This is a genomic window from Pseudomonas sp. PSPC2-3, assembly GCF_049898265.1.
Classification (GTDB): domain Bacteria; phylum Pseudomonadota; class Gammaproteobacteria; order Pseudomonadales; family Pseudomonadaceae; genus Aquipseudomonas; species Aquipseudomonas veronii.
In genome coordinates, this window is record NZ_JAFCXJ010000003.1 from 179,548 (window position 1) to 201,780 (window position 22,233).

Genomic DNA, 22,233 nt, shown 5'->3' on the forward strand with positions numbered 1-22,233 from the left:
GATGAATTTAGCCATTGTTACCGCCTGCCCGAACGGCATGGTCACCAGTGTGCTGTGCGCCCGTTTGCTCGACGCCGCCGCGCAGCGCCAGGGCTGGAGCACCAGCGTCGAAGTGGTAGACGTGCAGCGCCCGGAACGCCAGTTGTCCCAGGCCACGCTCGATGCTGCCGAGTGGGTGTTGCTGGTCAGCAGCACGCCGCTGGATATGCAGCGGTTTGTCGGCAAGCGTGTGTATCAGAGCACCCCGGCCCAGGCCTTGCAGGACGTCGAGGCGGTATTGCGGCGCGGCGCCGAAGAGGCTCAGGTGTATGTCGCCAGCGAAGCCCCGGTGGCGGCCAAGCAAGCCCCGCGTATTGTCGCGATCACCGCCTGCCCGACCGGCGTGGCCCACACCTTCATGGCCGCCGAAGCGTTGCAGCAGACCGCCAAGCGCCTGGGCTATGACTTGCAGGTAGAAACCCAAGGTTCGGTCGGCGCGCGCACGCCGTTGAGCCCGCAAGCGATTGCCGAGGCGGATGTGGTGCTGCTGGCGGCGGATATCGAAGTCGCCACCGAGCGTTTCGCCGGCAAGAAGATCTACCGCTGCGGCACCGGCATCGCCCTCAAGCAAGCCGAAGCGACCCTCAACAAGGCCCTGGCCGAAGGCACCGTGGAAAGCGCGGCGAGCGGGGCGGTGGCCAAGTCGGAAAAAACCGGGGTCTACAAACACCTGCTGACCGGCGTGTCGTTCATGTTGCCGATGGTGGTGGCGGGCGGTCTGTTGATCGCCTTGTCGTTCGTGTTCGGCATCCATGCCTTTGAAGAAAAAGGCACCCTGGCGGCGGCGCTGAAAACCGTCGGCGACCAGGCCTTCATGCTCATGGTGCCGCTGCTCGCGGGCTATATCGCCTATTCGATTGCCGACCGCCCCGGCCTGGCCCCCGGCATGATCGGCGGCTTGCTGGCCGGGACGTTGGGCGCGGGCTTTATCGGCGGGATTATTGCCGGTTTCCTCGCCGGTTACTGCGTCAAGCTGATCACCGGCGCGGTGCGCCTGCCGCAAAGCCTGGAGCCGCTCAAGCCGATCCTGATCATCCCGTTGCTGGCGAGCCTGTTCACAGGCCTGGCGATGATCTATCTGGTAGGCCCGCCGGTGGCGCGGCTGCTCACCGGGCTGACCGACTTCCTCAGCACGATGGGCACCACCAATGCCGTGCTGCTCGGCATCCTGCTCGGCGGCATGATGTGCGTTGACCTGGGCGGGCCGATCAACAAGGCCGCGTATGCGTTCTCTGTCGGCTTGCTGGCGGCGTCCAGCGGTGCGCCGATGGCGGCGACCATGGCGGCCGGCATGGTGCCGCCGATCGGCATGGGCATCGCGACCTTCCTGGCCCGGCGCAAGTTTGCCCAGACCGAACGCGAGGCCGGCAAGGCCGCGATGATTCTGGGCCTGTGCTTTATCTCTGAAGGCGCGATCCCGTTTGCTGCCAAGGACCCGCTGCGGGTGATCCCGGCCAGCATCGCCGGTGGCGCGTTGACCGGTGCGCTGTCGATGTACTTCGGCTGCAAACTGGCGGCGCCCCACGGCGGCTTGTTTGTGCTGGTGATCCCGAATGCGATGAACCATGCGCTGCTGTACTTGCTGGCGATTGCCGCCGGTAGCGTGTTGACGGGGTTGGTGTATGCGCTGATCAAACGCCCGGAAGCGGTGGAACTGGCGGTCACACCCGCCCAAGCCTGACACCGTTGAACATGTGGGAGGGGGCTTGCCCCCTCCCACATTAAGATCTGCGAGGCTTTGAAGGCGGTGTCATATCGGCTTCATCCCTGCATGTTCTAGTTGCCCTTTTGATACTCAAGAGGGCACTTGCATGAGCCATTTCGATCTCGGCCGTCGCCGCGTGATGCAAGCCGTCGGCGCGGGCCTGTTGCTGCCGGGGCTGGCACCGGCGGTGATTGCGTCGGTGAAGGACCGGCCGCAACTCACCGATGGCGTGCAGTCCGGCGACCTGCTCGGCGACCGCGCGATGATCTGGAGCCGCAGCGACCGCCCGGCGCGGATGGTGGTGGAATGGGACACCCGCAGTGTGTTCAGCAACCCACGTCGATTCGTCTCGCCGCTGGCCGACAACCGCAGCGACTTTACCGCCCGCGTCGAACTCACCGGCCTGCCCGCCGACCAGGCGATTTTCTACCGCGTGCATTTCGAAGACGCCCAGACCGGCGTCGCCAGCGAGCCCTGGTTCGGCCACCTGCGCAGCGTGCCGCAACAGCGTCGCGATATTCGTTTTGTGTGGAGCGGCGACACCGTCGGCCAAGGCTTCGGCATCAACCCGGACATCGGCGGCATGCGGATCTACGAAGCCATGCGTTTGCGCCTGCCGGACTTTTTTATCCACAGCGGCGACACCATCTACGCCGACGGCCCGGTGCCGGCGCAACTGACCACCGAAGGCGGGCGCATCTGGCGCAACATCACCACCGAGGCCAAGAGCAAAGTCGCTGAAACCCTCGATGAGTATCGCGGCAATTACCGCTACAACCTGCTGGATGAAAACGTGCGGCGCTTTAACGCCGAAGTGCCGCAGATCTGGCAGTGGGACGACCACGAAGTGGTGAACAACTGGTCGCCGAGCAAGCAGCTCGATGAGCGTTACCAGACCAAGGACATCAACACCCTGGTCGGCCATGCGCGTCAGGCCTGGCTGGAATATTCACCCATGCGTCGGCAAAGCGCCGACGGCGGCGGGCGGATTTATCGCAAGCTCAGTTACGGCCCACTGCTGGATGTGTTCGTGCTCGACATGCGCAGCTATCGCGGGCCCAACGATGACAACCTGGGCGGCGCCAAACCCTTCCTCGGCCGAGAGCAACTGGACTGGCTCAAGCGCGAACTCAAGGCGTCCCAGGCCCAATGGAAGGTGATCGCCGCCGACATGCCGATCGGCCTCGGCGTGCCCGACGGCGAAGTCAGCCCGGGCGTACCGCGCTGGGAAGCGATCGCCAACAACGACCCCGGCCCGGCGCAAGGGCGCGAGTTGGAAATCGCCGAGCTGCTCGGGTTTCTGCGCGCGCAGCAGGTGCGCAACCATGTGTGGTTGACGGCGGATGTGCATTACTGCGCGGCGCATCACTATCATCCGGATCGGGCGGCGTTCCAGGACTTCGAGCCGTTCTGGGAGTTTGTCGCGGGGCCGTTGAATGCGGGAAGCTTCGGGCCCAATCCGCTGGATAAAACCTTTGGTCCGCAGGTGGTGTTCGAGAAAGCACCGCCGGCGCAGAACACCTCGCCGTTTGCCGGTTTCCAGTTTTTCGGCGAAGTGCAGATCGATGGGCAGACGGCGGAGTTGACGGTGATGCTGCGTGATCTGGATGGGGTTTCAGTGTTCGAGCAAAAGCTGCAACCGGTCTGATTGAGGGTGCAGTCAAAAACTGATTGGAGTGCAGTCAAAAACTGACTTGGAATACAGTCAAAACTGTGGGAGGGGGCTTGCCCCCGATAGCGGTGTGTCAGTAACCCATGAGTTGACTGATCCACCGCCATCGGGGGCAAGCCCCCTCCCACATAAGTTCTTCAGTGGTTAGAGGATCTCAGTAGACATCGCGGCGATAGCGGCCCTGTTCGATCAAGCGCTCCACCGCCTCACTCCCCAGCACCTCATGCAGCACCTGATCCACCCCTGCGGCCATCCCCTGCAAACTGCCGCACACGTAAATCGCCGCGCCGTCCGCCAGCCATCGACGCAACACGTCCGCCGATTCGCGCAGGCGATCCTGCACGTAGATCTTTTCCTCCTGGTCGCGGGAAAACGCCAGGTCCAGCAGCGCCAGGTCACCGCTGGCCAGCCAGCCTTGCAGTTCGTCCTGGCACAGGTAGTCGTGGGCGATGGTGCGTTCGCCGAACAACAGCCAGTTGCGCTGCTGGCCGTCGGCAATGCGTGCCTTGAGCAAGCTGCGCAAACCCGCCAGGCCAGTGCCGTTGCCCAGCAGGATCAACGGCGCAGGCGCGTCCGGCAGGTGGAAAGCGCTGTTGCGGCGCAGGCGCAGGCTGATGCTCGAGCCGAGGGCCGCGTGTTCGGTCAGCCAGCCCGAGCCAAGGCCGAGGGTGCCGTCCGGATGACGTTCCTGGCGCACGATCAACTCCAGCACGCCGTCGCTGGGAATCGAGGCGATGGAGTATTCGCGCATGCCCAGGGGCGCCAGCGCGTTCACCAGCGCCTGGGCATGCAGGCCCACCAGATGGGCGCGGTTGTCCGGCAATTGGCGGGTGGCCAGGGCCTGGTCGAGGGTGTGCGCCAGGCCGTCGATCAGCACGCTCTCGCTGCCGGCCAGGCCCAGGCCCCCGAGGAACTGCGCGATGGCCCGGCTGCCGTTGCGCGGCAGGATTTCCACCAGGTCGCCGGCCGTCCAGCGTTGCCCTGACGGCACGCTCAGCTCCAGCAGGTACACAGCCGAACCGATACTGCCAGGGTTGAGCAAGGTGCGTTGGTTCAAGCTGCAGTTTTCATACTGTGCGCTCGGCCACGCCGCTGTCGGTGCGTGCCCGGTGAGTTGCCCCAGCTGTTGTTGCCAGTGCTGCAGGGCATGGGGGTCGCCGCTGTCGACTTCCACGGGGGCGAACAACGGGGTGCCGCCCTGGTTGGTCAGCCAGAAGTGCAGGCGCCGCGCAAAGCCGCAGAAGTGCTGGTACTGGCGATCGCCGAGGGCCAGTACCGAGTAGTTCAAGCCTTTGAGGGACAGGTCCTGCCCGAGCACGCTGCGCTCGAAGCCACGGGCGCTGTCGGGGGCTTCGCCGTCGCCGAAGGTGCTGACCACGAACAGCGCATTTTCTGATTGGCGCAGTTGGTCCTGGCTGACGCTGCCCAGCGGCTGCACATTCACTGGCAAGCCCGCGGCCTGCAGTTGCCCGGCGGTCTGCCAGGCCAGTTGTTCGGCAAAACCGCTCTGGCTGGCGAAGCCGATCAGCCAGGCCGGCGCATGGCTGTGATTGGCGCTGAGGCGCTCGCGGGCATCGCGTACCTGGCGCTTTTTACGGCGACGGTCGAGGTACAGCAGCCAGCCGGTGATGAAGAACAACGGCATGCACAGCGCGCTGATGGTGAGGATGATCCGCCCCACCAGGCCGAAGTAACTGCCGGTGTGCAGCGCGTAGAGGCTGGTCAGCAATTGAGCCTTGAGGCTCTTGCTGGCGTAGCGCTCGTGGGATTTCACCGCGCCGGTGGCCGGGTCCAGGTTGATCTGGTTCAGCGCGCGGTCGTGGGGCGAGTTTTTCAGCAGGTAAAACACCGTGGCCGGCTGCCCGGCGACTGCCGGCATGCGGATGTTGTAGGCACTCAAGTCGGGGCCGGCGCTGCTGTAGATGCTGCTCCAGATCGCCGCGTAGTTGGCTTCCGGCGTCGGGCCCGAGGGCGGTGGGCCGCGTTTGCGCATCCGTTCGTTCTGCGGGGCGTCGGACAGCAGCTTGTTCAGGCCCTGGTTGTACCACTCGTAGGACCACGACAGGCCGGTCAGCGCCGCCAACAGATAGAACAACAGGCACCAGGTGCCGAACACCGAGTGCAAGTCCCAATTGAAGCTGCGACCTTTTTTGCGCCAGTCCAGAGTCAGCCACACGCGCCAGTTCGCCACCTGGCGCGGCCAGCGCAGGTACAGGCCGGACAGGCAGAAGAACAGCAGGATCAGCGTGCAGGCCCCGGTGATTTGCCGGCCGGTGTCGCCCATGGCCAGGAAACGGTGCAGTTGCAGGAGAAACCCGAACACGTCCTGGCCGACGGCGTCGCCCATGTAGTCGCCGGTGTAGGGGTCGAAGTAACGCATCTGGCCGCGCCGTTCACCCGGCGGCGGGGTGAAGAACACGCGTGCGGCGGTGCCGCTGTCGGTTTCCACCCACAGCATCGACACGCGCTTGCCTTCGCTGGCTTCGAGCTTGCGCACTAGTTCGGCGGGCGGCAGTACCCCGGCGTCGCGTTTTGCCACGCTCAGCACGCTGGGGTTGAGCGCGCGCAGTATTTCATCCTGGAACGACACCGCCGCCCCGGTGATCCCCATCAAGGCCAGCACCAGCCCGGCAGTGATGCCGAAGAACCAGTGCAACTGGAACAGGGTTTTCTTCAACACGTCGGACCGCCTCGCTCATCTGGATATCTGTAGCACGGCGCGCATTATGCCGTGGGTTGTCGAGAAACTTTGTTGTTTAACACGCAAAAGCCCCACGCATCGATGCGTGGGGCTGTTGGCTGCGGGTTGACCGTTTAGAAGTGGAAGCTGGTGGTCAACAGTGCGGTGCGCCCGGCCGCCTGGTTGGCGAAGTGGGTCGAGAAGGCCTTGTCGTAGTAGGTTTTGTCGGTCAGGTTCTGCACGTTCAGTTGCAGATCGACGTTCTTGGTCAGCTTGTAGCTGGCCATGGCGTCGTAGCGCGTGTAGGACGGTACATACACGGTGTTGCCGGCATCGCCGTAGACCTCGTCGACATAGAACGCACCGCCGCCGATGGTCAGCTTCGACGTGATGTCGTAGGTGGTCCACAGGCTGAAGGTGTTCTTCGGCGTATTGGGCATTTGGTTGCCCTCGCTGGAGCCGGCGCTGAGCACCCCGTTGCGCCCGTTGCGTCCGGATTTGACCAGCTCGCTGTCGAGGTAGCTGTAGCCGGCGAACACTTGCCATTGATCCGTGAGTTTGCCGCTGGCCGAGAGTTCGAGGCCATCGACGCGGGATTCACCGGCGTTCTCGTAGGTCAGGGCATCCACCAGAATGCGCGTGTTCTTCTTCTCGGTGCGGAACACGGCAGCCGTCAGCGAAAGGCGGTCGTGGAACAGATCCCACTTGGTGCCCAGCTCGTAGTTGACGGTTTCTTCCGGTTGCAGGTCGCTGGTGGCGGCGCCGGCGGACAGTGGGTTGCCGTCGGAGCCTTCACCGACCAGACCACCGGCCGGCGTGGCCGAGGTAGCGTAGGACGCATAGATGCTGGCGTTCTCCACCGGCTTCCAGACCAGGCCGGCCTGCCAGTTGAAGAACTGGCTGTCGTCTTTGATCTTGGTACGCCCGGTGGTGGCGTTGGTGTTGGCCTCGGTGTCGAAGGTGTCGTAGCGCAGGCCGACGTTCAGCAGCCATTTCGGGTCCAGTTCGATGGTGTCGAACACGTAGGCGCCGCGGCTGGTGGCTTTGGTGTTGGTGCCGTTGTAGTTGCGCGCGATGCTGCCGGTCCAGGCGTCGTCCGGGTTCGGGTTGCTCAGCGAGGTGCATTGGCCGCCCAGGCTGCCTTTGGCCACGGTGCAGACCGGGTTGGCGTTGGGGCTGATGGTGTAGCTGCTGACACGGGTTTCTTCGCCGGTGAACTCGAGGCCGGTGGAGTAGGTGTGCTTGAAACCCAGCGCGTGGAAGTTGCCGAACAGATCGGTCTGGTTGGTGGTGGTCTCGGTGGTCGACACGCGGCTGTTGGCGCGGCGCCACACGGTACCGAACTTGTTGACGTTGAGTTTGCTGTCGTCCGGTTGCGTGAGGATATAGTCCTGGCCGGTGTTGCCATGGCGCAGGGTGTTTTTCAGCGTCATGTTGTCGTTCAGGTCGTGTTCGACGGAGACCGTGCTGATATCGGCGCGGGTCTTGCGGAAGTCGCGACTCTTCAGGCCGTAGAAGTTATTGCTGTTGCCGCCGTCGTTGGGTTTGTCGTGTACGTGGGCGGTGGCGGTCGCGGAGCCGTAACCGTAGGGGATCCCCGAATCCGGCAGGTCGTCGCTTTCCATGTGGTAGTAGCTGACGTTGACGCGGGTCGGCGTGCCCAGGCCAAAGGTCAGCGACGGCGCCACGCCCCAGCGGTCGTAATTCACCGCGTCGCGGCCGGCGACGTTTTGTTCGTGGCTCATCAGGTTCAGGCGGAACGCGGCGCTGTCGTCGAGGAATTGGCGGTTGACGTCGAGCACGTAGCGGCGGGTCTGGTCGGAGCCGTAGGTGAAGCCGCCGTTGGTGAAGTCGCGCGCCTGGGGTGTCTTGCTCACCAGGTTGAGGCTGCCGCCGGCCGAGCCACGCCCGCCGAACGAAGAGTTCGGGCCTTTGCTGACTTCGATCGATTCGATGTCGAAGATCTCACGGCTCTGGCCGCCGGTATCGCGCACGCCGTCCAGGTAGGTGTCGCCCTGGGCGTCAAAACCGCGGATGAACGGGCGGTCGCCCTGGGGGTTGCCGCCTTCACCGGCGCCGAAGGTAATGCCGGGCACGGTGCGCAAGGCATCCTGCAACGAGGTGGCGGCGGTGTCCTTGAGCACTTGCTGTGGCACCACGGTGACCGAGCGCGGCGTGTCCACCAGCGGCGCGGTGTACTTTTGCGAAGAGGCTTTTTCGACCTGATAGGAGGCGGCGTCCTGTGCTTCCCCGGTGATGCTGGTGGCGCCCAGGGAGATGCTGTTGCGCTGGCCTTTCTGTTCGGTGTCGTCGGCCGCTTGCGCCAGATGGGCGACAGAGCTGGCGCCGAGTGCAACGCCGATGGCCGAAGCCAGCAGGCGTGGTGAACTGGCAGGTGTTTTTATGCAAGTGCGCGACATGACGTGTCCTTTCCCCAAGGATGTGAGGCCGCGGAATATAGGCTGAACAAGACTTTGTATCAATTGCGACTTATTGCTATTCGTAGCTAATTTACATTCTTTACACTTTTTCCTTACGGTTTTTACGATCTCGTTCGTCTTCGGGTTTTACAGAGAGGATAAGAATCAATACCATTAACGTCTTTCCGCTCTCAGGTAGTGCTCATGTTGCTGCATATTCCCGGCCTGTTCTCTCGTGAGGAAGTGCAGCGCATTCGCCAAGCCCTGGAAACCGCCGACTGGGCCGACGGTAGAATCACCGCCGGGCACCAGTCCGCCAAGGCCAAGCACAACCTGCAATTGCCCGAAGGCCACCCGCTGGCCAAGGAAATCGGTACGGCGATGCTGGAGCGGTTGTGGCAAACCCCGTTGTTTATGTCGGCGGCGTTACCGCACAAAGTCTTCCCGCCGCTGCTCAACTGCTACACGGCCGGGGGCAGTTTCGACTTTCATATCGACAATGCCGTGCGCCAGCCCAAGGGCAGCCAGGAGCGGGTGCGTACCGATCTGTCGTCCACGCTGTTCTTCAGCGACCCGGAGGACTATGACGGCGGCGAACTGGAGATCCAGGACACCTTCGGCGTGCAACGGGTCAAGCTGCCCGCCGGCGATATGGTGCTGTACCCCGGCTCCAGCCTGCATAAAGTCAACGCCGTGACCCGTGGTGCGCGCTACGCCTCGTTTTTCTGGACCCAAAGCCTGGTGCGCGAAGACAGCCAGCGCACCCTGCTGTTCGAGATGGACGGTGCGATCCAGCAACTGACCGCGGCGGTCCCGGACCACCCGGCGTTGATCCAGCTCACCGGCACTTACCACAACCTGTTGCGTCGCTGGGTCGAGGTCTGAGCATGGGCTTTTTATTGCGCCGTGAAGAAGTGCTCAACGTCGAGCAGTTGCAGCGCATGCTCGACGACTCGCCAGTGCGCGCGGCCCAGGCGATCCTGATCGCGGCCAGGGAGGGCGTGGCGGATGCCCAGGCCTTGCTCGGGCAGATCCTGCTGGAAGGGCGCGGCATCGAGCGCGATGAAGCGCTGGCACTGCGCTGGTTCCAGATCGCGGCGCAGGGCGGGCACCTGATGGCGCGCAATATGCTGGGGCGTTGCCGCGAGCATGGCTGGGGCTGCGTCGCCGACGAAGCGGCGGCGGCGCGGGACTATCGGCTGGCGGCCGAAGCCGGGTTGGATTGGGGGCAATACAACTACGCCAACCTGCTGGCCACCGGTCGCGGTGTCGCCGAGGACCAGGCGCACGCGCTGAGGTGTTATCGCCAGGCGGCGGAGCAGGGCCACGCCAAGTCGATGAACCTGTTGGGGCGCTATCTGGAAGAGGGCCGGTTTTGCCCGAGGGATCCGGACGCTGCCGTGGCGTGGTATCGACGCTCAGCCGAAGCCGGGGATTTCCGTGGGCAGTTCAGTTACGCGGCGGTGCTGGCCGACAGCGGCCAGATCGAGGCGGCGCTGGCGTGGTTGCGCAAGGCCTTGGCCGGCGGCAATCTGAAGTTTTTGCGGGTGGCGCACAAGGCGCTGGCGCAGGCGAATGATCCGCGGATTCGGGCGATGGCCGATGCCTATGAGCAACATGCCATGACCTGTTTCTGAGCGATAAAAAAACCCATGACAGGTCATGGGTTTTTTGTTCGCCGCCGTCTTACACGTAATACGACTTCAACGGCGGAAAGCCATTGAACTCAACCGCGCTGTAGCTGGTGGTGTACGCACCGGTCGACAACCAGTACAACCGATCACCGATCGCCAGGTTCAGCGGCAGGCCGTACTTGTAGTTTTCGTACATGATGTCGGCGCTGTCGCAGGTAGGACCGGCGATCACCACTTCTTCCATCTCGCCTTTCTTCTCGGTCCAGATCGGGAACTTGATGGCTTCGTCCATGGTTTCGATCAGGCCGGAGAACTTGCCCACGTCCGTGTACACCCAACGCTCGACGGCGGTGCGCGATTTACGTGCCACCAGCACCACTTCGCTGACCAGGATGCCGGCGTTGGCGATCAACGAACGGCCCGGTTCCAGGATGATTTCCGGCAGGTCGTCGCCGAAGTCTTCCTTGAGGAAACGGATGATTTCCTCGGCATAGGTTTCCAGGCTGTTGGTGCGGGTGATGTAGTTGGCCGGGAAGCCGCCGCCCATGTTGATCAGCTTGAGGTGGATGCCGTCTTCTTCCTTCAGGCGCTCGAAGATCACTTTGACCTTGGCGATCGCCGCGTCCCACACGCTGATGTCGCGCTGTTGCGAGCCGACGTGGAACGAGAGGCCATACGGCACCAGGCCCAGGTCGCGGGCGAGGATCAGCAGGTCCATGGCCATGTCGGTCTGGCAGCCGAATTTGCGCGACAGAGGCCAGTCAGCCGTGGTCGAGCCTTCGGTGAGGATACGCACATAGATTTTCGAGCCCGGCGCGGCCTTGGCGATGTTGCGCAGGTCGGCTTCGGAGTCGGTGGAGAACAGGCGCACGCCCTTCTCGTAGAAGTAGCGGATGTCCTTGGATTTCTTGATGGTGTTGCCGTAGCTGATACGGTCGGGGCTGACGCCGCGGGCCATGACCTTGTCCAGCTCGTAGATCGAGGCGATGTCGAAGCTCGACCCCTTGTCTTTCAACAGGTCGATGATCTCGACGGCCGGGTTGGCCTTGACTGCGTAATAGATTTTGGCGAATTCGAAACCGGCGCGCAGGTCATCGTAGGCCTGGCTGATCATCGCGGTGTCGATCACCACGAACGGGGTTTCTTGCTTGTCGGCGAACGCCTTCATTTTGTCAAAAGTGGCGCGCGCGAAATAATCTTCGACGTTGATCGACATGCTGGGAACTCCTAAGGGCAAACTAAATTGATCAATGGGTGCAAATGAACGTCCTCCGTATCCCCACTTTGGTTCGCCTACTTCCCAAGGCATGTCGCCGAAAGCAAAAAGGCCATGGGATAAGCTTCCCTTGGCCTTGCTGTCTCGTCGTCAGTACTTGAGCCGGATGGATCGTTTCCAGCATGGACGTTCGGCGCGAACTTTAGGGCGTGAGGGGCTTGAGATCAACTAAAAATGTCGCGTTTTTGCACGCGTTCGTCGCGGGACCGGGTGCAGCTACTTATGTAACCGACCGGTGTGACGGATTGATGTTCCCCGCAGGCGGATAATCAGGGGGATTTCCCTGACACACCACGGACCAAATGTGGGAGGGGGCTTGCCCCCGATGGCAGTGTGTCAGTCATGAATATATTGACTGATACACCGCCATCGGGGGCAAGCCCCCTCTCACAGTTTTAGGCGTGTTGTGTCAGATCAGGCCAGGGCGGTCTCGGCGGGCGAAACGATACTGGTCTTGCCCCCGCGCGACTTGCCGGAGCTCAGGTACTCGGCAATCGATTCCTGGGTCACTTCACCCAAAAACACCCGCTCGGCGTCCATCACCGGCAACCATGAACGGTTGAACTCGTACATGCGCGACAACAGGATGCGCAAGTGCTCGTCATACGCGGCCGTGGCGTTGAATTCGCGCAGGTATTGACCGCAAGTGCCGGTCTGACGGTGCAGGTCGCGACGGCGCACATAGCCCAGCGCTTTGTTGTCGGCGCAGGTGACCACCACATAGCGGCGGTCGAGTTCGTCCATCAGCTCCAGGGCATCGGCCACCGGGGTTTCCGGGCTGACCGACGGGGCGTTGTCTGCCGCGTCTTCGGCTTTTACCAGCAGCAGACGCTTGAGGGTGCTGTCCTGGCCGACGAAGTTGCTGACGAACTCATCCGCCGGGTGCGCCAGCAGGGTGTCCGGGTGGTCGATCTGCAGCAGTTTGCCGGCGCGGAAGATGGCGATCTTGTCGCCCAGTTTGATGGCTTCGTCGATGTCGTGGCTGACCATGATCACGGTCTTGTTCAGCGCGCGCTGCATTTCGAAGAACTCGTTCTGGATCATCTCGCGGTTGATCGGGTCGACCGCGCCGAACGGCTCATCCATCAGCAGTAACGGTGCATCCGCCGCCAGCGCACGGATCACGCCGATGCGCTGTTGCTGGCCACCGGACAGCTCACGCGGGTAGCGGTGCAGGTACTGTTTGGGCTCGAGCTTGATCATGCTCATCAACTCGCGGGCGCGGTCGTGGCATTTCTGCTTGTCCCAGCCCAGCAACTTGGGCACGACCACGATGTTTTCCTCGATGGTCATGTTCGGGAACAGGCCGATCTGCTGGATCACGTAGCCGATGTTGCGACGCAGGGTCACTTCGTCGAGGTCGGTGGTGTCTTCGCCGTTGATCAGGATCTTGCCCGAGGTGGGCTTGATCAGGCGGTTGATCATTTTCAGCGTGGTGCTCTTGCCGCAGCCCGAGGGGCCGAGGAATACGCAAATCTCGCCTTCGTTGACGGTCAGGCTTACGTCGTTCACGGCGGAGACAGTCTTGCCGTTGCTTTGGAAAGTCTTGGTCAGGTGTTGAAGTTCGATCATTTGAGCAGTCCTTTTGGAGTCAGCGAGCGTTGCAGCCATTGCAGAAGCAGGTCGGCGAAGATGGCCAGGAGACTGACCAGCACGGCGCCGACGATCAGCATCGACATGTCGCTGCGGCTGATGGAAGCCAGAATAAGTACACCCAGGCCGCCGGCGCCGATGGTGGCGGCGATGGTCATCACGCCGATGTTCATCACCACGGCGGTGCGTACACCGGCGAGGATCACCGGTACGGCGATGGGCAGTTCGACCATGCGCAGGCGCTGGCCGAAGGTCATGCCGATGCCTTTGGCGGCTTCGCGGATGCCCGGTTCCACGCCGGTCAGGGCCAGGTAGGTGTTACGCATGATCGGCAGCAGGGAGTAGAGGAACACGGCGGTGATCGCCGGCATTGGCCCCAGGCCCTGGCCGAATTTGGAGTAGAACGGCAGCAGCAGGCCAAACAGAGCGATGGACGGCACGGTCAGCAGCACAGTGGCGCTGGCTTGCAGCGGGCCGGCCAGGCTCGGGAAGCGGGTCATCAGCACGCCGAGGGGCACGCCGACGACAATCGCGAGGATCACGGCAATGCCGACCAGGGTGATGTGCTGCCAGGTCAGGTGCAGGACTTGGGCCCAATCAAGATGGGAAAAGGCGTTTAAAAATTCCATGTCTTCTCCTCTTAGTTGAGTGGATGCTGGCGCAGGAAAGCGGCGGCGACGGCGGATGGGCTTTCATGGTCGACGTCGACCCGCGCGTTCAGCTCGCGCATGGTTGTATCGTCAAACAGTGCGGCCAGTGGCTTCAGATCGGCGGCCAGTTGCGGATGAGCGTCCAGGTACACCTGACGCACCACCGGCGCGGCGGTGTAGTCCGGGAAGTAGTGCTTGTCGTCTTCGAGCAGCTTCAATTTGAAGGCATTCAGGCGCCCGTCAGTGGTGTACACCAAGCCGGCAAACACCTGGCCGTTACGCAACGCGGTGTAGACCAGCCCGGCGTCCATCTGCCGGGTGTTTTTGCGGGTCAGGTTCATGTCGTAGAGCTTGACCATGCCGCCCATGCCGTCGGAACGGTTGGCGAACTCGGTGTCCAGGGCCACCAGGCGCGTGGCCTTGGTTTTTTCCGCGAGGGCTTGGGTCAGATCGCTGATCGTGTTGATCTGCGGGAATTCCTGGGCCACGTTCTCAGGCAATGCCAGCGCGTAGGTGTTGCTGAATTTCGATGGCGACAGCCAGACCAGGCCTTTTTTCGCGTCGAGTTCTTTTACCCGAGCGTAGGACTGTTCGCTGTCGAGCTTCTCGTCCACATGGTTGTAGGCCACCAGCGACACGCCGGTGTATTCCCAGATCAGGTCCAGTTGCCCGCTTTCCTGGGCACTGCGCGCCAGGTTGCTGCCCAGGCCGCCGGTCACGCGGGTGTCGTAACCCTTGGTGCGCAGGTACTGGGAAGTGATTTCGGCGAGCAGGGTCTGTTCAGTGAACACCCGTGCGCCGATGCGGATGACCGGTTTTTCAGCGGCTTGCGCAACCCCTGCAAACAGCAGGACGCAGCTCAATATCAATGTCAGTTTTTTCATGTGAATTCCTTTGCCGAGCCTTAAGACGCACGCACTCCGCGTTCCAGCCAGAGGCGGCTGCCCATGGTCACCAGACCGTCGAGCAGCAGGGCCAACAGCGCGGTACACGCGGCGCCGAGCAGCAATTGCGGCTGATTGTTCAGGGCGATGCCGGGGAAGATCAGGCTGCCCAGGCTGTTGGCGCCGATCAGGAATGCCAGCGGCGCGGTGCCGACGTTGATCGCCAGGGCCACGCGCACGCCGCCGATGATGATCGGCACGGCGTTCGGCAATTCGACGCGAAACAGCACCTGGCGCGGGGTCATGCCGATGCCGGTGGCGGCTTCTTTCAGCGAGCCCTGGACGTTTTTCAGGCCTTCGTAGGTGTTGCGCACGATGGGCAGCAATGAAGCGAGGAACAGCGCGAAGATCGCCGGGCCGCTGCCGATGCCGAGGACGCCGAGGGCGATGGCCAGTACGGCCAGGGGAGGGACGGTGTTGCCGATGTTGAAGATCTGCATGAAGCGTTCGGCGCGCCCGACCATGTTCGGGCGGCTGAGCAGGATACCGGCGGGGAGGCCCACAATCAGGGCGGCCAGCATGGAGACTAGGACGAGAATCAGGTGAGCTTGCAGGTAAAACAACAAATCGTCGCGGTACAGTTCGATGGTGTTGATGCCGATCCAGTGGATCAGCAGGGCCAGGAGAGCGACGACAACCGCTCCTCCTATCAGCCCTTTGCCATAGCGAATAGCCACAGGCGGACTCCTTTTTTCTTCTGTCGGCGAACACATTCCTGCATGGCATGCCACTGCTGGCTGCCGTTGAATGTGGTCGCGAAAAGCAGCTCGCCCATGCCGGCAAAAGCGGCATGAGGTCAAGCCATGAGCGCAGCCTCGTCAGGCTAACTTGCTGATTTTTCAGCCCCTGTTTCGAGTGCGGTTGCAGGGGAGTGGACGTCTCTACCTTTTAAAAGGTTCCATACTTGGCAGTATTTAGCCACCCCCAACCGGGTGAACGGTGGTCCGGCACCCTGGGTTTGCGCTATACTCGCCGCCCTTTTTTGACTCACCTGCCAGGCGATTTCCCATGACCCACCAGGCCGCCGAAGTCGCGAAACGCCGCACTTTCGCCATTATTTCCCACCCCGATGCCGGTAAAACCACCATCACCGAGAAGCTCTTGCTGATGGGCAAGGCGATCGCAGTGGCCGGCACGGTGAAATCCCGCAAATCCGACCGCCATGCCACCTCCGACTGGATGGAAATGGAAAAACAACGGGGTATTTCCATTACCACGTCGGTCATGCAGTTCCCGTATCGCGATCACATGATCAACCTGCTCGACACCCCGGGCCACGAAGACTTCTCCGAAGACACCTACCGCACCCTGACCGCGGTGGACTCGGCCTTGATGGTCCTCGACGGCGGTAAGGGCGTCGAGCCGCGCACGATTGCGTTGATGGACGTCTGCCGCCTGCGCGACACGCCGATCGTCAGCTTTATCAACAAACTCGACCGCGACATCCGCGATCCGATCGAGCTGCTCGACGAAATCGAAGCGGTGCTGAAGATCAAGGCGGCGCCGATTACCTGGCCGATCGGTTGCTACCGCGACTTCAAGGGCGTGTACCACCTGGCCGACGACTACATCATTGTCTACACCGCCGGCCACGGTCACGAACGCACCGATGTGAAAATCATCGAGAAGCTCGACTCCGACGAAGCCCGCGCCCACTTGGGCGATGAGTACGACCGCTTCGTCGACCAGCTGGAACTGGTGCAGGGCGCCTGCCACGAGTTCAACCAGCAGGAATTCCTCGACGGCCAACTGACCCCGGTGTTCTTCGGTACCGCATTGGGCAACTTCGGTGTCGACCACGTGCTCGACGCCGTGGTGGACTGGGCCCCGCGCCCGCTGGCCCGGGTCGCCAACGAGCGCACCGTGGAGCCGGTGGAAGAGAAATTCTCGGGCTTCGTGTTCAAGATCCAGGCGAACATGGACCCCAAACACCGCGACCGTATCGCCTTTATGCGAATCTGCTCCGGCAGGTACGAAAAAGGCATGAAGATGCGCCACGTTCGCACCGGCAAGGACGTGCGAATCGGCGATGCCCTGACGTTCTTCTCCTCCGAGCGTGAACAGCTCGAAGAAGCCTACGCCGGCGACATCATCGGCTTGCACAACCACGGCACCATCCAGATCGGCGACACCTTCACCGAAGGCGAAACGCTGGGCTTCACCGGCATCCCGCACTTCGCCCCGGAACTGTTCCGCCGCGTGCGCCTGCGCGACCCGCTGAAATCCAAGCAACTGCGCCAAGGCTTGCAGCAACTGGCGGAAGAGGGCGCGACCCAGGTGTTCTTCCCCGAGCGCAGCAACGACATCATCCTCGGCGCCGTCGGTGTGCTGCAGTTCGATGTGGTCGCCAGCCGCCTGAAAGAGGAATACAAGGTCGAATGCTCCTACGAGCCGATCACCGTGTACTCCGCGCGCTGGATCGAGTGCAGCGATAAGAAGAAGTTGGAAGAGTTCTCCAACAAAGCCGTGGAAAACCTCGCGGTCGACGGCGGCGGTCACCTGACCTACCTGGCGCCGACCCGGGTCAACCTGGCGCTGATGGAAGAGCGCTGGCCGGATGTGAAATTCCGGGCTACTCGCGAGCACCATTAAGCTCTGAGCGGTGAACAATAGGGCGAAGCTGTCATGGCTTCGCCCTTTTTCATGGGCGCTGCAAAACCAGAGGTGGGAGAGGCGGTGCGACGGTTCGACTTGCCCCCCTCAGATTTTTTGATCTCCACCCGATGTGGGGATTGGCGAGAACCCGGCATCGGGACTAGCTTCAACGCTGGCGGCGCTAAACAGCGGTCGTGCGGGATTCACCTACTGACTGGAGGGGATCAACCATGAGTATTGTTCAACGAGTCGTGCTGTTACTGAAGGTGCTGGTGCTGTTGTCATTGGGAATGTCGACGGCCTGGGCACATAACCCGGTGCAGAGCGGGGCGGCGGTGTCTGCTCTGCAGAGTGGGCAGGCCAAGGGCCTGCAACTGGCCAAGTCTGAAGCGGAGCCCGGCGATGAGGACCAGGGCGGCAGCAAGGGCGATGACGACTCCACCACCGACGAACCGGGCGATGACAACCCGGATGATGAAGGCGATAGCCAGACGTAGACCCTGCAAAAAGCCCCTCCCGCCAGGCTGATGCGCAACCTGACGGGAAGGGCTGTAGAACGCTGTGTCACCGCGCCCCCACAGGGGAGCGCTTGTGGAAAGCGCAGCCGGACGGCGGGTTCAGCGGGTTGGGCAGTTCGCCGACGATCTTGATCTTCGGCTTGTTCGGGTCCGGGTGGATGGTCGGTTCATCCGCCACCAGCACTTTCGGTTGTAGCATCAAGGCGCGGGCCTTTTTCCGTTACTCGTGGATGGGGGATAGTAATTTCTGTAAGTTTTTTCCAGAAAGAAGTCGGACCGTTCCTGATTTAAGACATCCCCACAATTGCTCGTACTAGATCGTTAGCCTCCCCTGAAAAGCAACGGGTTATACCCATGCAGGCAGATTGGGGAGCAAGAAAAATGGATGGTTGGCATTACGTACCGTCATGGAAACAGATTGAAAACCACCTTCTTAGCCCCTTCCCCAGCCACCTACAAACTCAGCACTCTGCCCAAGCACCATTCTGCGGGAACTATGAGCAACACGCGTTCAATCCACGGCTTATCCCGCAACGCCTCAAATTCGTTGACCGAGCGTTCTTTCTCGCCCGTACAAAGACAGTGCGGAACTTGCACGATCGCTTCGCCGATATCGATTTAAATGCCGTTATTGACGACCTGATCAGCACTGTGACCGATATGGCAATGATCCTGGTTGGCGCTGCATTAACCGGAGCGGCTATCGGCGGCGGGATTGGAGCACTGGGTTTTGGCGCAGGTGCGCTCCCTGGTGCGATAGTCGGGGCTAGCCTTGGCGCACAGGCGGGCACTTGGATACTGGCGATTCTTGGACTTCAATCCATCGCCGAGTTTTTTCTAGAGGGTCTGCCTACCATCATTGAGCAGTACTTGCGAGGCATCAAAATCGCTTGGGAAGGTTCTCGAGCGCCGGCAACTGGTGTGTTGGGAGGCATGGGGCCGGGGTGCGAATACGGCAGTGTGCATCATGCTTCTACAGAAATTGCCAGTGCCCACACCGCCGTCATTCTTTTGCTCTTGAGCGCGATTGTCGCCTATCTGACCCGAGGACGGGGCGAGGCCACACTACTCGCCAGCCAAATGAGCAATAGCCGTCGAGGAGGCCGATTAGCGCAATGGATGCTCAAGCATGAAGAACGATTGAAACAGCATCCAGACTTACAGCCGCGGGAGCCTCGTAAGGGGGTATTGGGGACACCGGAGCAGTCGACGCCTTCTCGGCGCGCGAATACCGATCAGCCATCACCTAAACCCAAGGTCATGCCGCTCGTCAAAGTACCCTGCTTTAGCGCCGCCAATATGCCTTCTTCAAAGATTCCGGAGTTTGATCGGCAATTGGCAGGACAAGAAAAAGGGCTTAACAATCTGACGGTGGCGGAATATCTTAAAACGCGGGAGGCGTTCAAAGATCGGCTTAGTGTACGTGATCCAAGAGTCGCCAAAGAGGCCCGTATAGACCTTCAAAATAATGTTCAAAGTCAACTATTCGAGAAATTTCGCTCGGAAGGTCTTTCACCCGCTAGCGCTATGTCAAAGGCATCAGAAGTGGCGAGCGAAAAAATGAAAAAATTAGCCGCTCTTCATAATCCGGATCTTTATTCAGGTGGCAAGGATGTTATTGGTGGGTTTGGCGATCGGCAAGTAAATTCAAGTATTGGTGCTCAATGGCGAAGTAGGGTTTCTGAGTTGGATAAGGTTGCGGGTAGTATTGCTCAGATGGAGCAGGAGCGTATAAAAATCAATACCCAGTTGAAACGGTGTAAATAGGTGATTTTATGGACGAAGATTTCGATTTTTTTCTAAGTACTTTCGGTCCCGGTTTTGATCGAAGGTCCGTTTCCTCCTCGACCATCGAGCAGTATAGGGGGAAATTGCCTGACCAGCTATTAACCTATTGGGAAGTCTATGGGTGGTGTGGGTATGCAGGCGGTATTTTCTGGAGCGTAAATCCACAAGAGTATGAATCTATTGTCAGTGAATGGCTTAAAGGAACAAAGCTATGGGGCACCGATGTGTACCATGTCATTGCTCGAAGCGCTTTTGGCACTTTGTATTTGTGGGGGGAGCAGTCAGGATACTCTCTAAAAATATCTTCGGTAGATGCTTATTACATTTGTCGAGAGTCAATGTTTACAGGCGATCAGCTTGACTTTGGGGTGCGGTGTTTTTTTAGTGGCTTGACGGTTAAAAGTAACGACTATGAGAATTTGTTTGCTGTCGCAAAAAATAAATTGGGCAGATTGCATGAAGGCGAAATGTACGGATTCACGCCCGCTCTTGCATTAGGCGGTCAACGTACACTTGCGGGGATAGAAAAAGTTGGCGCTGTTGAATATCTGACTTTTCTATCTCAGGTGTCTGAGTTAGAAGAACTGATAGCTCCCAACATATAGCTATGCCGTTTCAGATACATCCAGTGCACAGGATGTATCGTCAATTTCAGAAGTGGCACTTTTGGTCTCACAGGCAAAAAAAGCCCCTCCCGCCAGGCTGATGCGCAACCTGACGGGAAGGGCTGTAGAACGCTGTGTCACCGCGCCTCCCACAGGGGAGCGCGACGCTCGTTTCAGGCGACGAACTGCTCCGCATAGTGGCAAGCCACCTGGCGGTTATCCAACGCCCGCAACTGCGGCTCCTCGCTGCTGCACCGCGCCGTCGCATACGGGCAGCGCTTGTGGAAAGCGCAGCCGGACGGCGGGTTCAGCGGGTTGGGCAACTCGCCGACGATCTTGATCTTCGGCTTGTTCGGGTCCGGGTGGATGGTCGGTGTGGCCGACAGCAGCGCCTGGGTGTACGGGTGCAGGGGGCGCGCGTAGATGTCGCCCTTGGGGCCGACTTCCACCGGGCGCCCGAGGTACATCACCATCACGTCGTCGGCGACGTGTTGCACCACCGCGAGGTTGTGGGAAATGAACACGTAGGCGGTGTTGAATTCCTGCTGCAAATCCATGAACAGGTTGAGCACCTGGGCCTGGATCGACACGTCCAGTGCCGAGGTCGGCTCATCCGCCACCAGCACTTTGGGTTGCAGCATCATCGCCCGGGCCAGGGCGATCCGTTGGCGCTGGCCGCCGGAGAACATGTGCGGGTAGCGCTGATAGTGCTCAGGGCGCAGGCCCACCTGCTTCATCATCGCCTGGACCTTTTCGCGGCGTTCGGCGGCGGACAGGTGGGTGTTGATCAGCAGCGGTTCAGCCAGTTGGTCGCCGACTTTCTGCCGCGGGTTCAACGAGGCATACGGGCTCTGGAACACCATCTGCACGTCTTTGCGCAATTGCTTGCGCTGCGCCTTGTCGGCGCCGGCGACTTCCTGGCCGGCGATTTTCAACGAGCCCGACGACGGCTCTTCAATCAGCGTCAGCGCACGGGCCAGGGTGGATTTGCCGCAGCCCGACTCGCCCACCACGGCGAGGGTCTTGCCGGCTTCCAGTTCGAAGGACACGCCATTGAGGGCGCGCACGGTGGCGTGGCCCTTGAACAGGCCTCGGGACACTTCGTAGTGACGGGTCAGGTCGCGGGCGGTAAGAACGACGGCCATTACGCCACCTCCTGGTTCAAGGGGTAGAAGCAGCGCGCGAGGCTGTTCGATTTAGGGTCCAGGCCCGGGCGGGTCTGGCGGCAGCTGTCTTGCACGTAGGGGCAACGCGGCGACAGCAGGCAGCCTTGCGGGCGGTCATAACGGCCGGGCACGATGCCGGGCAGCGTGGCCAGGCGCGCGGCACCGAGGCTGTGTTCCGGAATCGCCTTGAGCAGTGCTTCGCTGTAAGGATGCGCCGGAATGTCGAACAGTTGCGGTACCTGGCCGACTTCCACGGCTTGGCCGGCATACATCACACACACGCGCTGGGCGGTTTCCGCGACGACCGCGAGGTCGTGGGTGATCAGCACCAGGCCCATGTTCTGCTCTTTCTGCAGGGCCAGCAGCAGGTCCATGATCTGGGCCTGGATGGTCACGTCCAAGGCGGTGGTCGGTTCGTCGGCGATCAGCAACTTCGGCTCGCCGGCAATCGCCATGGCGATGGCCACGCGTTGGCTCATACCGCCGGACAGTTGGTGCGGGTAGGCATCCATCCGGCTGGCGGCGCCGGGGATCTCGACTTTTTCCAGCAGTTCGATGGCACGCTTGCGCGCTTGCTTGCCGGACATCTTCAGGTGCAGGCGCAGCACTTCTTCGATCTGGAAACCCACGGTGTAGCTGGGGTTCAGCGCGGTCATCGGGTCCTGGAACACCATCGCCAGGTCTTTGCCGACGATCTGCCGACGCTGGCGGTTGCTCAGCTTGAGCATGTCCTTGCCGTCGAAGTTCAGGGCGTCGGCGGTGACGATGCCGGGGTGTTCGATCAGGCCCATCAGCGCCATCATGGTCACGGATTTACCCGAGCCCGACTCGCCCACGATCGCCAGGACTTCGCCTTTGTCGACGCAAATGTCGAGGCCATCGACCACCGGCACGGCGGTCTTGTCGCCGAAGCGCACGTTGAGATTCTTGATTTCTAACAGTGACATG

The 22,233-nt window shown here is 61.3% G+C and carries 17 protein-coding genes and 1 pseudogene; 8 read left to right on the plus strand and 10 right to left on the minus strand.

Features of this window, described 5'->3' with window-relative positions:
- Position 1 precedes the first annotated feature (1 nt).
- Complete coding sequence (locus tag ACP7E3_RS08255) at positions 2–1,720, plus strand: PTS fructose-like transporter subunit IIB (RefSeq protein ID WP_017845455.1); 1,719 nt, start codon at positions 2–4, stop codon at positions 1,718–1,720.
- Between the two features lie 130 nt (positions 1,721–1,850).
- Entirely contained in the window at positions 1,851–3,392 is a 1,542-nt protein-coding gene (locus ACP7E3_RS08260) for an alkaline phosphatase D family protein (RefSeq protein WP_046384719.1), read from the plus strand.
- Positions 3,393–3,570: 178 nt separating this feature from the next.
- Here the strand turns inward: ACP7E3_RS08260 and ACP7E3_RS08265 are convergent, their stop codons facing one another.
- Entirely contained in the window at positions 3,571–6,096 is a 2,526-nt protein-coding gene (locus ACP7E3_RS08265; protein ID WP_426122822.1) for a PepSY domain-containing protein, read from the minus strand.
- Between the two features lie 134 nt (positions 6,097–6,230).
- Positions 6,231–8,516 carry a TonB-dependent receptor gene (locus tag ACP7E3_RS08270; RefSeq protein ID WP_426122824.1) on the minus strand — a complete coding sequence of 762 codons (2,286 nt, stop codon included), beginning with the start codon at positions 8,514–8,516 and terminating at the stop codon, positions 6,231–6,233.
- 204 nt (positions 8,517–8,720) lie between these two features.
- Between ACP7E3_RS08270 and ACP7E3_RS08275 the strand changes: the two genes are divergently transcribed.
- Together ACP7E3_RS08275 and ACP7E3_RS08280 are read left to right on the plus strand one after the other, a co-directional pair.
- The gene (locus ACP7E3_RS08275; protein WP_108525355.1) at positions 8,721–9,401 is read left to right on the plus strand and encodes a Fe2+-dependent dioxygenase; all 681 of its coding nucleotides are present in this window, start codon (positions 8,721–8,723) and stop codon (positions 9,399–9,401) included.
- 2 nt (positions 9,402–9,403) lie between these two features.
- Positions 9,404–10,153 carry a tetratricopeptide repeat protein gene (locus ACP7E3_RS08280; RefSeq protein WP_057005150.1) on the plus strand — a complete coding sequence of 250 codons (750 nt, stop codon included), beginning with the start codon at positions 9,404–9,406 and terminating at the stop codon, positions 10,151–10,153.
- A 49-nt stretch (positions 10,154–10,202) separates the two neighbouring features.
- Here the strand turns inward: ACP7E3_RS08280 and ACP7E3_RS08285 are convergent, their stop codons facing one another.
- The 5 genes from ACP7E3_RS08285 to ACP7E3_RS08305 all read right to left on the minus strand — a co-directional run bounded on the left by ACP7E3_RS08285 (position 10,203) and on the right by ACP7E3_RS08305 (position 15,290).
- A complete protein-coding gene (locus tag ACP7E3_RS08285; protein WP_017845449.1) occupies positions 10,203–11,366 on the minus strand; it encodes a type III PLP-dependent enzyme in 1,164 nt (387 codons plus the stop codon).
- Positions 11,367–11,840: 474 nt separating this feature from the next.
- Positions 11,841–12,998, minus strand: a complete 1,158-nt coding sequence (locus ACP7E3_RS08290; RefSeq protein ID WP_017845448.1) for a betaine/proline/choline family ABC transporter ATP-binding protein — start codon at positions 12,996–12,998, stop codon at positions 11,841–11,843.
- Positions 12,995–13,648: an ABC transporter permease gene (locus tag ACP7E3_RS08295; RefSeq protein ID WP_017845447.1), complete on the minus strand. Its 654-nt coding sequence runs from the start codon at positions 13,646–13,648 to the stop codon at positions 12,995–12,997. Before ACP7E3_RS08295 ends, ACP7E3_RS08290 begins: the two co-directional genes overlap by 4 nt.
- Before the next feature lie 11 nt (positions 13,649–13,659).
- Positions 13,660–14,553 carry a glycine betaine ABC transporter substrate-binding protein gene (locus ACP7E3_RS08300; RefSeq protein ID WP_261753682.1) on the minus strand — a complete coding sequence of 298 codons (894 nt, stop codon included), beginning with the start codon at positions 14,551–14,553 and terminating at the stop codon, positions 13,660–13,662.
- Between the two features lie 20 nt (positions 14,554–14,573).
- Entirely contained in the window at positions 14,574–15,290 is a 717-nt protein-coding gene (locus ACP7E3_RS08305; RefSeq protein WP_046384714.1) for an ABC transporter permease, read from the minus strand.
- Positions 15,291–15,621: 331 nt separating this feature from the next.
- Between ACP7E3_RS08305 and ACP7E3_RS08310 the strand changes: the two genes are divergently transcribed.
- Both ACP7E3_RS08310 and ACP7E3_RS08315 read left to right on the plus strand, forming a co-directional pair.
- Positions 15,622–17,205 (plus strand): peptide chain release factor 3, encoded by a 1,584-nt coding sequence (locus tag ACP7E3_RS08310; RefSeq protein ID WP_017845444.1) that lies wholly within the window; start codon positions 15,622–15,624, stop codon positions 17,203–17,205.
- A 233-nt stretch (positions 17,206–17,438) separates the two neighbouring features.
- Complete coding sequence (locus ACP7E3_RS08315; RefSeq protein WP_046488130.1) at positions 17,439–17,705, plus strand: hypothetical protein; 267 nt, start codon at positions 17,439–17,441, stop codon at positions 17,703–17,705.
- A gap of 82 nt (positions 17,706–17,787) precedes the next feature.
- Here the strand turns inward: ACP7E3_RS08315 and ACP7E3_RS08320 are convergent.
- A pseudogene (locus tag ACP7E3_RS08320) lies at positions 17,788–17,892 on the minus strand (dipeptide ABC transporter ATP-binding protein); the annotation flags it as partial.
- A 188-nt stretch (positions 17,893–18,080) separates the two neighbouring features.
- On the opposite strand from ACP7E3_RS08320, the gene ACP7E3_RS08325 reads away from it, so the two are divergent.
- Positions 18,081–19,493 (plus strand): DUF6861 domain-containing protein, encoded by a 1,413-nt coding sequence (locus tag ACP7E3_RS08325; RefSeq protein WP_426122829.1) that lies wholly within the window; start codon positions 18,081–18,083, stop codon positions 19,491–19,493.
- 8 nt (positions 19,494–19,501) lie between these two features.
- Positions 19,502–20,119, plus strand: coding sequence for a GAD-like domain-containing protein (locus ACP7E3_RS08330; RefSeq protein ID WP_108525359.1), 618 nt, complete (start codon positions 19,502–19,504; stop codon positions 20,117–20,119).
- A gap of 173 nt (positions 20,120–20,292) precedes the next feature.
- On the opposite strand, the gene ACP7E3_RS08335 is transcribed toward ACP7E3_RS08330, so the two are convergent.
- Together ACP7E3_RS08335 and ACP7E3_RS08340 are read right to left on the minus strand one after the other, a co-directional pair.
- Positions 20,293–21,264, minus strand: a complete 972-nt coding sequence (locus tag ACP7E3_RS08335; protein WP_017845442.1) for a peptide ABC transporter ATP-binding protein — start codon at positions 21,262–21,264, stop codon at positions 20,293–20,295.
- On the minus strand, positions 21,264–22,232 hold the full coding sequence (locus tag ACP7E3_RS08340; RefSeq protein WP_046488134.1) for an ABC transporter ATP-binding protein: 969 nt from the start codon (positions 22,230–22,232) through the stop codon (positions 21,264–21,266). The genes ACP7E3_RS08335 and ACP7E3_RS08340 overlap by 1 nt, the downstream gene beginning before the upstream one ends.
- Position 22,233: the final 1 nt, after the last annotated feature.

Bases quoted from the DNA above. Each gene is read 5' to 3' on its own strand.
- ACP7E3_RS08255 (WP_017845455.1), top strand. From the start codon at position 2: ATGAATTTAGCCATTGTTACCGCCTGCCCGAACGGCATGGTCACCAGT.
- ACP7E3_RS08260 (WP_046384719.1), top strand. From the start codon at position 1,851: ATGAGCCATTTCGATCTCGGCCGTCGCCGCGTGATGCAAGCCGTCGGC.
- ACP7E3_RS08270 (WP_426122824.1), bottom strand. From the start codon at position 8,516: ATGTCGCGCACTTGCATAAAAACACCTGCCAGTTCACCACGCCTGCTG.
- ACP7E3_RS08275 (WP_108525355.1), top strand. From the start codon at position 8,721: ATGTTGCTGCATATTCCCGGCCTGTTCTCTCGTGAGGAAGTGCAGCGC.
- ACP7E3_RS08280 (WP_057005150.1), top strand. From the start codon at position 9,404: ATGGGCTTTTTATTGCGCCGTGAAGAAGTGCTCAACGTCGAGCAGTTG.
- ACP7E3_RS08285 (WP_017845449.1), bottom strand. From the start codon at position 11,366: ATGTCGATCAACGTCGAAGATTATTTCGCGCGCGCCACTTTTGACAAA.
- ACP7E3_RS08290 (WP_017845448.1), bottom strand. From the start codon at position 12,998: ATGATCGAACTTCAACACCTGACCAAGACTTTCCAAAGCAACGGCAAG.
- ACP7E3_RS08295 (WP_017845447.1), bottom strand. From the start codon at position 13,648: ATGGAATTTTTAAACGCCTTTTCCCATCTTGATTGGGCCCAAGTCCTG.
- ACP7E3_RS08300 (WP_261753682.1), bottom strand. From the start codon at position 14,553: ATGAAAAAACTGACATTGATATTGAGCTGCGTCCTGCTGTTTGCAGGG.
- ACP7E3_RS08310 (WP_017845444.1), top strand. From the start codon at position 15,622: ATGACCCACCAGGCCGCCGAAGTCGCGAAACGCCGCACTTTCGCCATT.
- ACP7E3_RS08315 (WP_046488130.1), top strand. From the start codon at position 17,439: ATGAGTATTGTTCAACGAGTCGTGCTGTTACTGAAGGTGCTGGTGCTG.
- ACP7E3_RS08325 (WP_426122829.1), top strand. From the start codon at position 18,081: ATGCAGGCAGATTGGGGAGCAAGAAAAATGGATGGTTGGCATTACGTA.
- ACP7E3_RS08330 (WP_108525359.1), top strand. From the start codon at position 19,502: ATGGACGAAGATTTCGATTTTTTTCTAAGTACTTTCGGTCCCGGTTTT.
- ACP7E3_RS08335 (WP_017845442.1), bottom strand. From the start codon at position 21,264: ATGGCCGTCGTTCTTACCGCCCGCGACCTGACCCGTCACTACGAAGTG.
- ACP7E3_RS08340 (WP_046488134.1), bottom strand. From the start codon at position 22,232: ATGTCACTGTTAGAAATCAAGAATCTCAACGTGCGCTTCGGCGACAAG.